This window comes from Streptomyces sp. NPDC096311, from assembly GCF_044763085.1.
GTDB lineage: Bacteria > Actinomycetota > Actinomycetes > Streptomycetales > Streptomycetaceae > Streptomyces.
The window spans coordinates 319,429-334,051 of sequence record NZ_JBIWFN010000006.1 but is presented as its reverse complement, the minus strand read 5'-3'; the positions used below and the strand labels follow the sequence as shown (position 1 = coordinate 334,051).

Sequence of the window (14,623 nt, the reverse complement as noted above, 5' to 3'; positions counted from 1 at the left end):
CGAACCTGTTGGTCGTCATTTGGTCGTCAGTCGTTCACCGCACGTCGCCGCCCGTCATCCGCCACCCCCTCCCAACACCCCGTCCGCCAGCCCGATCACCACGGGCAGAACGCCCATCGCGAGGAACGCGGGAAGAAAGCACAGCCCGACGGGCGCGGTGACCATGACGGCCGCCCGGCGCGCCCGCGCCGTCGCGGCGCGGCCCCGCTCGGCGCGGGCCTCCATGGCGAGCCGCCCGACCGGCACGGCCGCCGGTACGCCCGACTCCCCCGCCCGTTCCAGCAGCCGTGCCAGCGCCCCCGCGCCCGGGAGCGACGCCAACCTCCGCCATGCCTCGACCGGTTCGCCCCCGAGCCGCACCTCCGCCGCGCCCCGCGCGAGCCGCTCCCCCACCGGTCCGCCCAGGGCCTCGCCGACCGCCTGCGCCGCGACCACGGGGTCCGCCCCCGCCGCGATACAGGCCGCGACCAGGTCGGCTGCCAAAGGGAGTTGCCGGGCGGCCAGCGCCACGTCGTACTCCTCCACCGGCCCCGGTCCGCGTCGCTCCCGCCACCGCCAGGCCCCGAACCCGGCCAGCAGCCCCACCACAATCCCGGCAAGCCCCCCGACCAGCACCCAGCCGGCGCACACCGCGCCCGCCACCGGCAGCCACCGCCGCACGACGTCCCGGACCGCGAAGTGCCGCCTCTCGGGCGTCCTCTCCAGAGCCAGCAGCTCGGTCAGCCTTCTGCGCGCCCTTCGCTCACGCCGCGTCGCGCCGAGCGCTCGCGGCAGCCACCCCAGCGCCAGCGCCCCGCACACGAGCTCCCCCAGCATGTGGACAACTTCCGCGCTCATGCCGCCTCCGCTCCCCTCACGATGCGCAGCGCCCACCAAAGCCCCACGCCCTCCAGCACCCCACCGACCACCAGACAGCCCAGACCCGGCCCGCTGTGCAGCAGCACGTGCAGCGGGTCGGCGCCCAGCGCGGTACCGAGCAGAAGGCCCAGTACGGGCAGCCCCGCGAGCATCACCGCCGTGGATCGCGATCCCGCCAATTGAGCCCGCAGATCGGCCCGTTGGTCCCGCTCCGCGCACAGGGCCCCTTCCAGGCGGTCGAGTCCCGCCGCCAGGCCCGCACCCCGGTCCACCGCCACCCGCCAACACGCGGCGAGCCCCACCAGGCCGTCGGCCCCCGGCTGCCGTGCGGCGTCGGTGAGCGCGCCCGGCACATCACCGCCGAACCGCGCCGCCGCCAGCACCACCGCCTGCGCCTCGCCGAGCCCGCCCGAGTGGCGCGCGGCTCTGCGCAGTGCCTCGCCCGGCTGATGCCCGGCCCGCACCTCGCCGGCCAGCGCCCCGCACAGGGCGATCACCGCCTCACCCCGACGCTCCCCCGCGCGCCGCGCCTCCCCGGCCCGCCGTACTCGGCGGAGCAGCGGCATCCCGGCCGCCCCGAGGAACAGCGGCAGCACGGACGCGCCCAGTACCGCGATCACCAGCCCGGCGACCAGTGACCACCCTTCGGGACGCAGCCGCCCGCGTAGCCGCCGCCACTCGGCCCGTGCCCGCTCCCACGTCGGCGGTCCGGTGGCGACCACCCCGCCACCCGCGCACAGCAGCCGCGCCCTGCGTGCCCCCGCGTCCCAGCCGCCCATCAGCCAGGCCGCCGCCCCGGCACACGCCATGGCCGCCCCCACCGAGATGTCACCGGCCCGCGTCATCACAGCCCACTCCCCTCGGTCCCGTCCCGGAGCAGCCCCCGCAGCCGCTCCCACCCCCGCTCGTACGCGAACGCCTCCGTGCCCCACCGCAGCGCGGGCACCGTCACCACCAACCCCGTCTCATCGCGCTCCAGGACATGCACCTCGGCGATCCGCCGCCGCCCGGCCCGGTCGCGTACGAGATGCAGGACCACGGACAGCGCCGCCGCCAACTGGCTGTGCAGCGCGGCCCTGTCGAGCCCTGCCGCGGTGCCCAGGGCCTCCAGCCGAGCCGGTACCTGCGCCGCCGCATTCGCGTGCACCGTTCCACAGCCGCCCTCGTGGCCCGTGTTGAGCGCCGCCAGGAGCGACACGACCTCCGGTCCGCGCACCTCCCCGACCACCAGCCGGTCCGGTCGCATGCGCAGGGCCTGACGGACCAGGTCCTGCAGCGCCACGAGTCCGACGCCCTCCTGATTGGCGGGCCGCCCCTCCAGGCGCACCACATGGGGATGGTCGGGCCGCAGCTCCGCCGAGTCCTCGGCCAGCACGATCCGCTCCCCGGCACCGACCAGCCCCAGCAGCGCGCTCAGCAGGGTCGTCTTGCCGCTTCCGGTGCCACCGCTGATCAGGAACGACAGCCGGGCGTCCAGCAGGGCTCTGAGTACCCGGTCCCCGCCGGGCGGGACTGTCCCCGCCGCCACCAACTCATCGAGGGTGAACGCGCGCGGCCGTACGACCCGCAGCGACAGGCAGGTGGAGCCGACGGCCACCGGGGGCAGCACCGCGTGCAAGCGGGTGCCGTCCGGAAGCCGGGCGTCGACCCAGGGGCGGGCATCGTCGAGCCTTCGCCCGGCCACGGCCGCGAGGCGCTGCGCGAGGCGTCGTACGGCCGCCGCGTCCGGAAAGGAGACGGTCGTCAGTTCCAGGCCACCGCCCCGGTCCACCCACACCCGGTCCGGCGCGGACACCAGGACGTCGGTCACCGACGGGTCGGCGAGCAGCGGCTCCAGCGGCCCACTGCCGACCAGCTCGGAGCGCAACCGCTCGGCGGCGCCGAGGACTTCGGCGTCTCCGAGCACTCGCCCCTGCTCGCGCAGGGCCTGTGCCACGCGCGCGGGAGTCGGTTCCGAACCGCTCTCGGCGAGCCACTGCCGTACGCCGTCCAGCAGTCCCGTGCCGGTCCCCGTGCCCGCCTCCCGGCTCATACGCCCCCGCCTTCCACCGGAACCCGCTGCCAGAAGGCCATGCAGAACCGGGCGAGCGGCCCGCGCGCCGCTCCCCCGGGTGGCACACCGGCGTCCAGCGGCGCGGACTCCGCGGGCACTTCGCCGACCAGTGGCAGTCCGAGCAGGCGAGCCACCTCACGGTCGTCGAGACCCGGCGCGTAGGGGCCGCGGACCGCGACGCGCAGATCACGCAGGACCATGCCGACCACGGACGCCACCCGTTTGGCCGCCGCGACGGCGCGCAGATCGGCGGGGACGACCAGCAGTCCGAGGTCGAGCTGGGCAAGGGCTTCCGCGACTCCTTCGTCGACGCGGCGGGGCAGGTCGACGACCACGGTGCCGCCGCGCCGTCTGGCGGCGGCCAGGACCGCCCGGACGGCCTGCGCCGGGATGGTGACGGAGTCGCCGCGGTCCCAGCTGAGGACGCGCAGCGCGTGCAGTTCGGGAAGGGACTCCTCCAGGGCGCCGCCGCCGACCCTGCCGCGGGAGGCGGCGAACGCCGGCCAGCGCAGGCCTTCGGCGGCCTCTCCGCCCAGGAGTACGTCGAGTCCGCCACCCAGGGGATCCGCGTCCACGAGAAGGGTGCGGCGTCCCTCGCGCGCGGAGGTGACGGCGAGCGCGCAGGCCAGCGTGGAGGCTCCGGCCCCGCCGCGACCGCCGATCACGCCGACGGTGAGCGCGGGTCGGCCGACTCCCTCGGCCACGTCGGCGATGCGGTCGACGAGCCACTGCTCGCCGTCCGGAAGCATCAGGACGTGGTCGGCTCCGATCTCGACAGCCCGTTTCCAGACGCCGGAGTCGTCCTGATCCCGGCCGACCAGCACGACTCCGCGCCGGCGCGCTGCTCCGCGTACGCGCCGCGCCGCGTCGTCGCCAACCAGGACGAGCGGTGCCGCCTCCCAGCTGCCGCGGCCCTCAGGCACCCCGTGGTGGACTTCCGGCCTCGCGCCCGCCGCGGCGCACAGGCGCAGCAGGTCGTCGAGGAGTTCGGCGTCCTCTGTGACGATCAATGGTCCGCCCTGCCGCCCGTCGGCGGCGGGCGGCAGGTCGTGCGTGATGGCTCCCGCCACGATCTCCAGCCCCCTTCGCTGCTCCTTGCGCGGTGCTCGCAAGGTCCTCTGCGGACCCGCGATTCCCGCTCGTGTGAAGAACCGGCAAGCGGCCTCCATATGAACGGCCGATACGAACCGGCCAAACGCGTCCGACAAACGGAACCCGCCATGAACGTGCCGCGAGGAACTCGCGGCGAGCGGGACGCGCTGGAATCACGGTGCAGCGATCCAGAAAATCGTGTGGATCTTGGTCAATAACTGTGGACAACTCAGTGGTTGTGAATATCGCCTTCACCCATACCGGTGAGTCGCCTGTGACTTCCACAGAGCAGCCTCACGGACACGTAGAGTGACGAATCATGGGTACGTGAAAGGGGCGGCCACAGCGGTGACAACGGGGGCCCGGGGCCGCGCGAAAGAGGGGAAAAACCCATCCGGACATGCGACGACCCCCGCCGGGGGGGGAGAGCGGGGGTCGTCCCCACGGCCGACTCGGGGGGGGAGGAGTCGGACCGGGTTAGCACGGTCGCGAACGATCCGTGACTTCCATGGTGTACCCGAGAGCCCTCTCAGGCAAACCCACGCGCCCCACACTAGCCCGAATGGTGGGCGCATATGCTCGGGCCCGTGGAAAACCACTCCTTGCCTCGCACGGCAGCTTTCTTTGACCTGGACAAGACGGTCATTGCGAAGTCGAGCACGCTCACGTTCAGCAAGTCGTTCTACCAAGGCGGGCTGATCAACCGAAGGGCCGTGTTGCGCACCGCATACGCCCAGTTCGTCTTCATGGCGGGCGGCGCGGACCACGATCAGATGGAGCGGATGCGCGCATACCTGTCCTCGCTCTGCCGGGGCTGGAACGTCCAGCAGGTCAAGGAGATCGTCGCCGAGACGCTTCACGACCTGATCGACCCGATCATTTACGACGAGGCCGCCTCCCTCATCGAGGAGCACCACACCGCCGGACGCGACGTCGTGATCGTCTCCACGTCCGGGGCGGAGGTGGTCGAGCCGATCGGAGAGCTGCTCGGCGCGGACCGGGTGGTGGCCACGCGCATGGTCGTCGGCGAGGACGGCTGCTTCACCGGAGAAGTGGAGTACTACGCGTACGGGCCGACGAAGGCCGAGGCGGTCAAGGAGCTGGCCACGTCCGAGGGGTACGACCTCGCGCGCTGCTACGCCTACAGCGACTCCGCGACCGACGTTCCGATGCTGGAGGCCGTCGGCCATCCCCACGCGGTGAATCCGGACCGTGCGCTGCGACGCGAGGCGCTTGCCCGCTCGTGGCCGATTCTGGACTTCCACCGGCCGGTCCGGCTCAAGCAGCGGCTGCCCACGCTGTCGGTGCCGCCGCGTCCGGCGCTCGTCGCGGCGGCCGCGATAGGAGCGGCGGCGGCCACCGCGGGACTCGTCTGGTACACGAGCAAACGGCGCGCGACAGTGATGTGAGCGCGTCACGCGAGCGCGTGCGGCATATCTACGTCCCGATTCACTCCCATTTGAACCTAAAAGTAAAGAAGTACAGTCAGGGGTTCCGCTTCCTCTGGACCAGGAGTAGAAAGGGTTTAACGGCCCGCGAGACCAAGGACATCCGAAAGGATCACCTTCAAACGCAACCAAGGCCCCACGGACCGCGCATGGACATCGAGCACCCACGCGACGTCGACCCGTCGATTACGGGCCAGCCGCACCAGGTGACGGGCAGGAGTTCCCGACCTGATGGGCAACATATCGAGGACGCTTGGTAACCCGGTGAGCATGCCAGCGGCGGTACGAAAACTCGTACCGCCGCAACCCTGTCCAGGGACTTACGCCGCGCCCCGCTGAAGCGCCTCGCAGACAGCTGTCGACTCCCTGGCTCCCAGTTCAATCGCCCTGCCGCAGTGGGCGATCCAGGTCGCCATGCCCTCCGGGGTGCCGGAGACATAGCCTTCCAGTGCCGCCAGATAAGCCGCGCGGCCCGGCTCGGCGTGACCGACCTCCGCCGGGCAGACCGATTTGGGGTCGAGGCCGCTGCCGACCAGGACGATGCGCTCGGCCGCGCGTGCCACCAGGCCGTTGTGGGTGCCGAAGGGGCGCAGGGCGAGCAGTTCGCCGTGCACGACGGCAGCCTTCACCAGGGCGGGCGCCGAACCACCCGCTATGATCAGCTGCGAGAGCCCTTCGAGTCGGCCGGCCACCTCGGCCGCGTCCGGCAGGGGCAGCTCGACGAGCGGCTCGTCGACCGGTTCGCCGTCCTGGCGGGGCCTGCCGACGGTGTCCTCCTGGCCCGCGGCCGCGACGAGGTGCAGCCGGGCCAGCACCCGGAGGGGCGACTGTCGCCAGATGGACAGGAGTTGGCCCGCCTCGGCGGTCAGCCGCAGGGCCGCGCCGACCGTCTGGGCCTCGTCGTCACCGCTGAAGTCGGTGCGGCGGCGTACCTCTTCGAGGGCCCAGTCGGCGCCGGACAGCGCCGCGGAACCACGGGCGCCCCGCAGTGCGGCCTCGGAAGTGATCTCGTTGCTGCGGCGCCGCATGATCCTGTGTCCGTAGACCCGGTCCACCGCCTTGCGGACGGAATCGACGGATTCGGCCACGCCGGGCAGCGAGCCCAGGGCCGCGAGCGGATCGGCGGTCGCGCCTGTCGTACTCATGAGTACGACCCTACGCACCCCGGCGGCCCACCCCACGAAGGAGTGGTCTTCTTCACGTCGCCGGGGCACCGTACGCAATCGTCCCACTACCCTTGGTGAACATGAAAATTGCTTTCGTGGGGAAGGGTGGCAGCGGCAAGACGACCCTGTCCTCCCTCTTCGTCCGCCACCTCGCGGCCTCGGGATCGCCGGTCGTCGCGGTGGACGCCGACATCAACCAACACCTGGGGGCCGCCCTCGGCCTCGACGAGGCGGTGGCCGCCGGGCTGCCCGCCATGGGCCCGCGGCTAAAGCTGATCAAGGACTACCTGCGCGGCTCCAATCCGCGGATCACGTCCGCCGAGACAATGATCAAGACGACCCCGCCCGGTGAGGGGTCCCGACTGCTGCGGGTGCGCGAGAACAATCCGGTGTACGACGCCTGTGCGCGGCCGGTGGAACTCGACGGCGGCGCCGTCCGTTTGATGGTCACCGGCCCGTTCAGCGAGGCCGATTTGGGAGTGGCTTGCTACCACTCCAAGACCGGTGCAGTGGAGCTCTGCCTGAACCATCTCGTCGACGGCCAGAGCGAGTACGTCGTCGTCGACATGACGGCGGGCTCCGACTCCTTCGCGTCCGGCATGTTCACCCGCTTCGACATCACGTTCCTGGTCGCCGAGCCGACCCGGAAGGGGGTCTCCGTCTATCGGCAGTACAAGGAGTACGCCCGCGACTTCGGAGTCATCCTGAAGGTCGTCGGCAACAAGGTGCAGGGCCAGGACGACATCGACTTCCTCCGCGCCGAGGTCGGTGACGACCTCCTGGTCACCGTCGGGCACTCGGACTGGGTGCGCGCCATGGAGAAGGGCCGCCCACCCCGGTTCGAGCTCCTGGAGGACGCCAACCGCCGCTCCCTGCGCACCCTGCGGACCGCCGCCGACGCCACGTACGAGCTGCGGGACTGGGAGCGCTACACGCGCCAGATGGTGCACTTCCACCTGAAGAACGCGGGCAGCTGGGGCAACGAGAGGACCGGGGCCGATCTGGCGGCGCAGGTCGACCCCGGTTTCGTGCTGGGAGAGGGACTGGTGGCTACGGCTTGAGGGCCGGCGCCCCCGGGATGCCCTTCGGAGCCGGGGCGGGGCGACCCGACAGGAAGGACGCCCAGCCCTGCTTCGGGACCTCTCCGACGTTGAGGCCGCGCAGCCTGTCCAGCGTGGACGGGTCCTGGACGTCGAGCCAGTCGGCGAGTTGCCGGAAGGAGACGCAGCGGACGTCGGGCTTGTTGCAGACGTTCTCCACGACCTGGTCGATGGCACGCATGTAGGTGCCGCCGTTCCAGGACTCGAAGTGGTTGCCGATGATCAGCGGCGCGCGGTTGCCGTCATAGGCGCGGTCGAAACCCTTGAGCAGGCCGTCACGCATCTGGTTGCCCCAGTACTCCTGCTTGTCGGGGTCGCCCTGGGTCTGTGTGCCCGACTGGTTGACCATGAAGTTGTAGTCCATGGTGAGCTGCTCGAAGGTGTGCCCGGGGAAGGGGACCAACTGCATCGACAGATCCCACAGGCCGTTCTTCTTCTTGGGCCAGACCTGGTTGTTGACGCCGCTGGTGTCATAGCGGAAGCCCAGCTGCCGGGCCGCCTTCATGAAGTTCTTCTGGCCCTCCAGGCAGGGCGTGCGGGCGCCGATGAGCTCCTTGTCGTAGTCGAAGGGCAGCGGAGCCGCGTTCTTCATGGCCGCGTTGGTCTTCCAGGACTTCACGAACGCCTTCGCCTGGGCGATCTCGCTCTTCCACTCCGCGACCGACCACTCGCCGACACCGCCGTCCGCACCACAGAAGTGGCCATTGAAGTGCGTGCCGATCTCGTTGCCCTCCAGCCACGCACCGCGTAGCTGCTCGACGGTGTCCTTGATGCCCTTCTCGTCATTGAAGCCGATCTCCGAGCTTCCCGGCGAGTGCTCCGGCGGCTTGTACAGCTCGCGCTTGTCCTCCGGCAGCAGGTACACGCCGCTCAGGAAGTAGGTCATCGTCGCCCCGTTGTCCTTGGCGACCTTGCGGAAGTGCGAAAAGAGCTTCTGGCTGTCCTCGCCGGCGCCGTCCCACGAGAAGACCACGAACTGCGGTGGCTTCTGACCGGGCTTCAACCGCTCGGGCTTGGGCAGATGCGGCTGCGCTCCGGTGTACGCGGTGGAGCCGTCACCGATCAGGCGGACCGCACTCCGGGGTGCCGGGGCCCCCGCCGCCTCGTTCGCGCCGTGCGTGCCTTCCTTGGAGCCGGTGGCGCAACCGGCGAGCGCCGTGGCGCAGGCCGCGGCGACTGCTACGCCCGCGGCGATCCTCTGGGTGGCGGCCATCTCCGCCCACCTTCTTCCTTCTGTCAGAGCAACGCCGCTTTGGGCGTTCTAGGGTGCTGTACGGCGAAATGCCGACAGCGCCGTCAAGGTCGCACGAGGCCGAGAGCGAATAAATACGACAAGCCGATAAAAAGCCCGCTTCACCCACGCGAGTGATTTGCTGCCCCATTTGCCACTAAAGTCCGCATGAGGGCTTTACTCTGGATTACGATCCGTTTACCGAGCTTTGAAAGTCCCGCCGCTGCACGCCGTGACCCACGGCCGCGATCTGCCCCCGTCCTCTCTGGACGGGGACCACCTGTTCCGCGACCGCGCTGCCCCGGAGGAGACGGGAATGTCTGCCTGCGTCCCCACCCGCGCCGCCGACTCGACTCGGCCCAGGCGCATCCACCAACCCCACAGCCCCCCACCGACCCCGCCCCGCCGATTCCGTATCGCGGGCGCCGATCTGTCGGCCTCGATCGCGGTCTTCCTGATCGCCCTGCCCCTGTCCCTCGGCATCGCGCTCGCCACCGGCGCGCCGCTCCAGTCGGGCCTCGTCGCCGCCGCCGTGGGCGGAATCGTCGCGGCCCGGATCGGCGGCTCACCGCTCCAGGTGAGCGGGCCCGCCGCCGGGCTCACGGTCGTCACCGCCGACCTCATCCACCGCTACGGATGGCGTGCGACCTGCGCCATCACCGTCCTCGCCGGAGTCGCCCAGCTGGGCCTGGGATGCCTGCGCGTGGCCCGCACGGCGCTCGCCGTCAGCCCCGCGATCGTGCACGGCATGCTCGCCGGCATCGGTGTGACCATCGCCGTCGCCCAGTTGCACATCGTGCTGGGCGGCACCCCGCAGAGCTCCGTGCTCGACAACCTGCGCGCGCTACCCCACCAGTTGGCGCACGTTCACCCCGGGGCGGTCTCGATGAGCGTGCTGACACTGACGCTCCTCTTCGCCTGGCCACGGATTCCCGGACGGGTCGGACACGTCCTGCGCACCGTGCCGGCCGCGCTCGTCGCCGTCGCAGGGGCCACCCTGACCGCCTCACTCACCGGGCTGGTCCTGCCCAAGGTCGACCTGCCGTCCTGGAGCAGTCACGCGCTGGCCGGGCTGCCCAAGGGGCCGGTGCTCGGAATCGCCGCCGCCGTCCTCACTGTCACTCTGGTGTGCAGTGTGCAGTCGCTGCTCGGCGCCGTGGCCGTGGACAAGCTGGTGGCGAGGCGGCCCGCGCAGCAGGCCCGGGTGGGCCGCTCCGACCTGAACCGGGAGCTGCTCGGTCAGGGCGCCGCCAATGTCGTCTCCGGCGCGCTCGGCGGGCTGCCCGTCGCCGGGGTCGCCGTGCGCAGTTCGGCGAATGTGCAAGCCGGTGCCGTGAGCCGGAACTCCACGATGCTGCACGGCGTTTTCGTAGTAGTTGCCGCGCTGCTGATGGTCCCGATCCTGGAGCTGATCCCCCTCGCATCGCTCGCCGCCCTGGTGATGGCCGTCGGCATCCAGATGGTGTCCCTGCACCACATCCGCACGGTCACCCGCCACCGCGAAGTGCTGGTGTACGTCGTCACCACGCTCGGCGTCGTGTGCCTCGGTGTTCTCGAGGGCGTGGTGCTGGGGGTCTCCGTGGCCGTCACCGTCGCCCTGCACCGCCTCGCCCGCACGCGCATCACGCATGAAGAAAGAGGAGGAGTCCATCACGTACGAGTACGAGGGCAGTTGACGTTCCTCGCGGTGCCTCGGCTCAGCCGCGCCCTGCACCTGGTACCCCAAGGGGCGCATGTGGTCCTGGAGTTGGACGGATCGTTCATGGACCACGCGGCATACGAGTCCCTTCAGGACTGGCAGAACGCGCATGTCGCGCGAGGTGGCACCGTCGAGTTGACCGGGCGGACCAGCACCCGGATCGCCGAGCCCGCGGGCCCCTCCCACTGCCGCTGCCGCCCCTGGACGCCATGGCGCAACCACCACTGCGAACCCTCCGCCGGTCCGCAGCCCGTATCCGCCGACGACCGGTCGGGTGGGGCGGGCCCGGCAGACGGGTCGGAGGGGCCGGACGGCGCGGACGGCGCGTCCGATGCCGCCGGGCGCGATGGCCGCGGCGGGCAGAGCGGGCATCAACTGGCTCGTGGAATCAGTGCGTTCCAGCGCAACACCGCGCCCCTGGTGCGGGGTGAACTGGCACGGCTGGCGCGGGAAGGGCAGCAGCCGTCGCAGCTGTTCCTGACCTGTGCCGACTCGCGGCTCGTCACGTCGATGATCACCTCCAGCGGACCGGGCGACCTGTTCGTCGTACGCAACGTGGGCAACCTCGTGCCGAGGCCCGGGGAGGAGAGCGGGGACGACTCGGTGGCCGCGGCGATCGAGTACGCGGTGGACGTGCTGCATGTGCGATCCATCACGGTGTGCGGGCACTCCGGATGCGGGGCCATGCAGGCGCTGTTGAACGCGGAGCCCGACGGGGCGCAGACCCCGCTCAAGCGGTGGCTGCGGCACGGGGTGCCCAGTCTGGAGCGGATGGCCGCCAAGAACCGTCCCTGGGCCCGGCTCGCCGGGCGGGCGCCGGCCGACGCGGTGGAGCAGCTGTGTCTGACCAACGTGGTGCAGCAGTTGGAGCATCTGCGGGCGCACGAGTCCGTGGCGCGGGCCCTGCGGGAGGGTGCGCTCGAGCTGCACGGGATGTACTTCCACGTCGGGGAGGCGCAGGCGTATCTGCTGGTCGAACGCGACGACGGCGAGCTTTTCGATCACGTGGGGGCGACGGAGGATCTGCGGCACCCCGCCTGACCTCGCCACCCGTGTGACCCAGGCGTGGTGCGCGGCCCCGCTCGGCGGGGGTGCGCGCCACGCCGCGTGTAGGGATGAGGCGGGTGTATGGGCGCGGGGCACCCTTGCGGGGCCCCGCCGGGGCCCCTTGCCGGGGGCCGGGTGCGGGGGGGCCTGGTGCGGGGGTCCGGTGCGGGGGTCGGGCGTGCAGGCCAGGTGTGAGGCGCCGGGCGTCGAGGGGCGGACGTGGAAGGGGCGGACGTTGAGGGGGCGGACGTTGAGGGGGCGCGACACGCCCGGGCGTCGCATGTGTCATGGCATCCACATGAGGGGAGTGGTGGCGGGAATGGTTGCCGGATGAACCCGCGTGTCTGTCCGTACGTGGCTCGGAGTGCGTACCCCATGCATGCCGGGTGCGTAGTCCTGAAGGGGCCCCAGCTCCTCAATAGGTCTAAACCAATTTGAGGTCGGCCCTTGTCATCGAGGCCCCCGGTCTGATGAGCTGTGGCCTGGGACACAACGGACACCCTGGGAAAGGGAGATGTCGTGAGCAACGAAAGCCTGGCCAACCTGCTGAAGGAAGAGCGCAGGTTCGCGCCGCCCGCCGACCTGGCGGCGAACGCCAATGTCACCGCGGAGGCGTATGAGCAGGCCAAGGCTGACAGGCTCGGCTTCTGGGCCGAGCAGGCCCGCCGGCTGACCTGGGCCACCGAGCCGACCGAAACGCTGGACTGGTCGAACCCGCCGTTCGCGAAGTGGTTCGCCGACGGGAAGCTGAACGTCGCGTACAACTGCGTCGACCGGCATGTGGAGGCGGGGCACGGAGACCGCGTCGCCATCCACTTCGAGGGCGAGCCCGGTGACAGCCGGGCGATCACCTACGCCGAGCTCAAGGACGAGGTGAGCAAGGCCGCCAACGCACTGATCGAGCTGGGCGTCGGGAAGGGCGACCGGGTCGCCGTCTATCTGCCGATGATCCCCGAGGCCGTCGTCGCGATGCTGGCGTGTGCACGGATCGGCGCGGCGCATTCGGTCGTCTTCGGCGGATTCTCCGCGGACGCGATCGCCACGCGCATCCAGGACGCGGACGCCAAGCTGGTCATCACCTCCGACGGCGGTTACCGGCGCGGCAAGCCGTCCGCGCTCAAGCCGGCCGTCGACGACGCGGTGAACCGGGTCGACGGGGTCGACAAGGTGCTGGTGGTCCGCCGTACCGGCCAGGAGGTCGACTGGACCGAGGGCCGCGACGTGTGGTGGCACGACATCGTCGAGCGGCAGTCCGCCGAGCACACGCCGGAGGCTTTCGACGCCGAGCAGCCGCTGTTCATCCTCTACACCTCCGGGACCACGGGGAAGCCGAAGGGCATCCTGCACACCTCGGGCGGGTATCTCACGCAGGCCTCGTACACCCACCACGCCGTCTTCGACCTCAAGCCGGAGACCGACGTGTACTGGTGCACGGCCGACATCGGCTGGGTCACCGGGCACTCGTACATCACGTACGGGCCGCTCTCGAACGGTGCGACGCAGGTGATGTACGAGGGGACGCCGGACACGCCGCACCAGGGGCGGTTCTGGGAGATCGTGCAGAAGTACGGGGTGACGATTCTCTACACGGCGCCCACCGCGATCCGTACGTTCATGAAGTGGGGGGACGACATCCCCGCGAAGTTCGATCTCAGCAGTCTGCGGGTGCTGGGGTCCGTGGGTGAGCCGATCAACCCCGAGGCGTGGGTCTGGTACCGCAAGCACATCGGCGGTGACCGGACGCCCATCGTGGACACGTGGTGGCAGACCGAGACCGGCGCGATGATGATCTCGCCGCTGCCGGGGGTCACCGAGACCAAGCCGGGGTCGGCGCAGCGGCCGTTGCCGGGGATCTCGGCGACCGTGGTCGACGACGAGGCGCGGGAGGTTCCCAACGGGGGTGGCGGGTACCTGGTGCTCACCGAGCCGTGGCCGTCGATGCTGCGCACGATCTGGCGCGACGACCAGCGGTTCCTCGACACGTACTGGTCGCGCTTCGAGGGCAAGTACTTCGCCGGGGACGGCGCGAAGAAGGACGACGACGGGGACATCTGGCTCCTCGGACGGGTCGACGACGTGATGCTCGTGTCCGGGCACAACATCTCGACGACCGAGGTCGAGTCGGCGCTCGTCTCCCACCCGGCGGTCGCCGAGGCGGCGGTCGTGGGCGCGGCGGACGAGACCACCGGCCAGGCCATCGTCGCCTTCGTCATCCTGCGCGGGACGGCTTCGGCCGAGGACGCCGGTCTGGTGGCGGAGCTGCGCAACCACGTGGGCACCACGCTCGGTCCGATCGCCAAGCCGAAGCGGGTCCTGCCGGTGGCCGAGCTGCCGAAGACCCGGTCCGGGAAGATCATGCGGCGGTTGTTGCGTGACGTGGCGGAGAACCGGGAGCTCGGGGATGTCACGACGTTGACGGATTCCACGGTGATGGATCTCATCCAGGCGAAGCTGCCGGCGGCACCGAGCGAGGACTGAGGGTTCCCCCACCCACCCGCCCCTTTTGGGTGTGGGGGCCCTGCGCGCCCCCACACCCCCACCTCGCGGGGCTCCGCCCCTGCACCCCACCCGGGGCTCCGCCTCGCACCCCCCAACGCCGCGGTGCCGCCATCGCTGAGCCCCGTGCCCGCACCCCACGCGGGGCTCTGCCCTCGCACCCACAAGGCCGCCGCGCCTCATCGTTGGGATCGCGCGCCCCCGACATCGCTCAGCCCCGCCCTGCGCCCGCACCCCACACAGGGATCCACCGCGGCACCCACGACTCCGCCGTACCCCTAGCGCTGGGCCCCCGTCGGCGCCTCATCGTTGCGACCCCGCGCCCCCGACATCGCTCGGCCCCGCCCTGCGCCCGCACCCCACACAGGGATCCACCGCGGCACCCACGACTCCGCCGTACCCCTAGCGCTGGGCCCCCGTCGGCGCCTCATCG

At 71.1% G+C, this 14,623-nt stretch carries 10 protein-coding genes; 4 read left to right on the top strand and 6 right to left on the bottom strand.

What is annotated here, in order from left to right:
• Window positions 1–54: 54 nt before the first annotated feature.
• Genes ACIRA5_RS18155 through ssd form a run of 4 tightly spaced genes read right to left on the bottom strand, consistent with a single transcriptional unit; the run spans window position 55 to window position 3,981 of the window.
• A complete protein-coding gene (locus ACIRA5_RS18155; protein WP_403691762.1) occupies window positions 55–837 on the bottom strand; it encodes a type II secretion system F family protein in 783 nt (260 codons plus the stop codon).
• Window positions 834–1,703, bottom strand: coding sequence for a type II secretion system F family protein (locus ACIRA5_RS18150; RefSeq protein ID WP_403691760.1), 870 nt, complete (start codon window positions 1,701–1,703; stop codon window positions 834–836). The genes ACIRA5_RS18155 and ACIRA5_RS18150 overlap by 4 nt, the downstream gene beginning before the upstream one ends.
• Entirely contained in the window at window positions 1,703–2,890 is a 1,188-nt protein-coding gene (locus ACIRA5_RS18145) for a TadA family conjugal transfer-associated ATPase (RefSeq protein ID WP_352052555.1), read from the bottom strand. The genes ACIRA5_RS18150 and ACIRA5_RS18145 overlap by 1 nt, the downstream gene beginning before the upstream one ends.
• A complete protein-coding gene (gene ssd, locus ACIRA5_RS18140) occupies window positions 2,887–3,981 on the bottom strand; it encodes a septum site-determining protein Ssd (RefSeq protein WP_403691942.1) in 1,095 nt (364 codons plus the stop codon). Before ssd ends, ACIRA5_RS18145 begins: the two co-directional genes overlap by 4 nt.
• 597 nt (window positions 3,982–4,578) lie before the next feature.
• On the opposite strand from ssd, the gene ACIRA5_RS18135 reads away from it, so the two are divergent.
• Entirely contained in the window at window positions 4,579–5,412 is an 834-nt protein-coding gene (locus ACIRA5_RS18135) for an HAD family hydrolase (RefSeq protein WP_403691758.1), read from the top strand.
• A gap of 359 nt (window positions 5,413–5,771) precedes the next feature.
• On the opposite strand, the gene ACIRA5_RS18130 is transcribed toward ACIRA5_RS18135, so the two are convergent.
• Entirely contained in the window at window positions 5,772–6,596 is an 825-nt protein-coding gene (locus tag ACIRA5_RS18130; RefSeq protein WP_403691756.1) for an oxidoreductase, read from the bottom strand.
• 101 nt (window positions 6,597–6,697) lie between these two features.
• Between ACIRA5_RS18130 and ACIRA5_RS18125 the strand changes: the two genes are divergently transcribed.
• A complete protein-coding gene (locus tag ACIRA5_RS18125; RefSeq protein WP_403691754.1) occupies window positions 6,698–7,678 on the top strand; it encodes an ATP-binding protein in 981 nt (326 codons plus the stop codon).
• Here ACIRA5_RS18125 and ACIRA5_RS18120 read toward each other — a convergent pair.
• Window positions 7,668–8,930, bottom strand: coding sequence for a hypothetical protein (locus ACIRA5_RS18120; RefSeq protein ID WP_403691752.1), 1,263 nt, complete (start codon window positions 8,928–8,930; stop codon window positions 7,668–7,670). The genes ACIRA5_RS18125 and ACIRA5_RS18120 overlap by 11 nt on opposite strands.
• Before the next feature lie 334 nt (window positions 8,931–9,264).
• Here ACIRA5_RS18120 and ACIRA5_RS18115 point away from each other — a divergent pair, with 334 nt between their 5' ends.
• A complete protein-coding gene (locus ACIRA5_RS18115; protein WP_403691751.1) occupies window positions 9,265–11,688 on the top strand; it encodes a bifunctional SulP family inorganic anion transporter/carbonic anhydrase in 2,424 nt (807 codons plus the stop codon).
• Window positions 11,689–12,171: 483 nt separating this feature from the next.
• Window positions 12,172–14,172, top strand: a complete 2,001-nt coding sequence (acs, locus tag ACIRA5_RS18110) for an acetate--CoA ligase (RefSeq protein ID WP_403691749.1) — start codon at window positions 12,172–12,174, stop codon at window positions 14,170–14,172.
• Window positions 14,173–14,623 lie beyond the last annotated feature (451 nt).

Coding starts and splice junctions, on each gene's coding strand:
- ACIRA5_RS18155 (WP_403691762.1), bottom strand. CDS start 837: ATGAGCGCGGAAGTTGTCCACATGCTGGGGGAGCTCGTGTGCGGGGCG.
- ACIRA5_RS18150 (WP_403691760.1), bottom strand. CDS start 1,703: ATGACGCGGGCCGGTGACATCTCGGTGGGGGCGGCCATGGCGTGTGCC.
- ACIRA5_RS18145 (WP_352052555.1), bottom strand. CDS start 2,890: ATGAGCCGGGAGGCGGGCACGGGGACCGGCACGGGACTGCTGGACGGC.
- ACIRA5_RS18135 (WP_403691758.1), top strand. CDS start 4,579: ATGCTCGGGCCCGTGGAAAACCACTCCTTGCCTCGCACGGCAGCTTTC.
- ACIRA5_RS18130 (WP_403691756.1), bottom strand. CDS start 6,596: ATGAGTACGACAGGCGCGACCGCCGATCCGCTCGCGGCCCTGGGCTCG.
- ACIRA5_RS18125 (WP_403691754.1), top strand. CDS start 6,698: ATGAAAATTGCTTTCGTGGGGAAGGGTGGCAGCGGCAAGACGACCCTG.
- ACIRA5_RS18120 (WP_403691752.1), bottom strand. CDS start 8,930: ATGGCCGCCACCCAGAGGATCGCCGCGGGCGTAGCAGTCGCCGCGGCC.
- ACIRA5_RS18115 (WP_403691751.1), top strand. CDS start 9,265: ATGTCTGCCTGCGTCCCCACCCGCGCCGCCGACTCGACTCGGCCCAGG.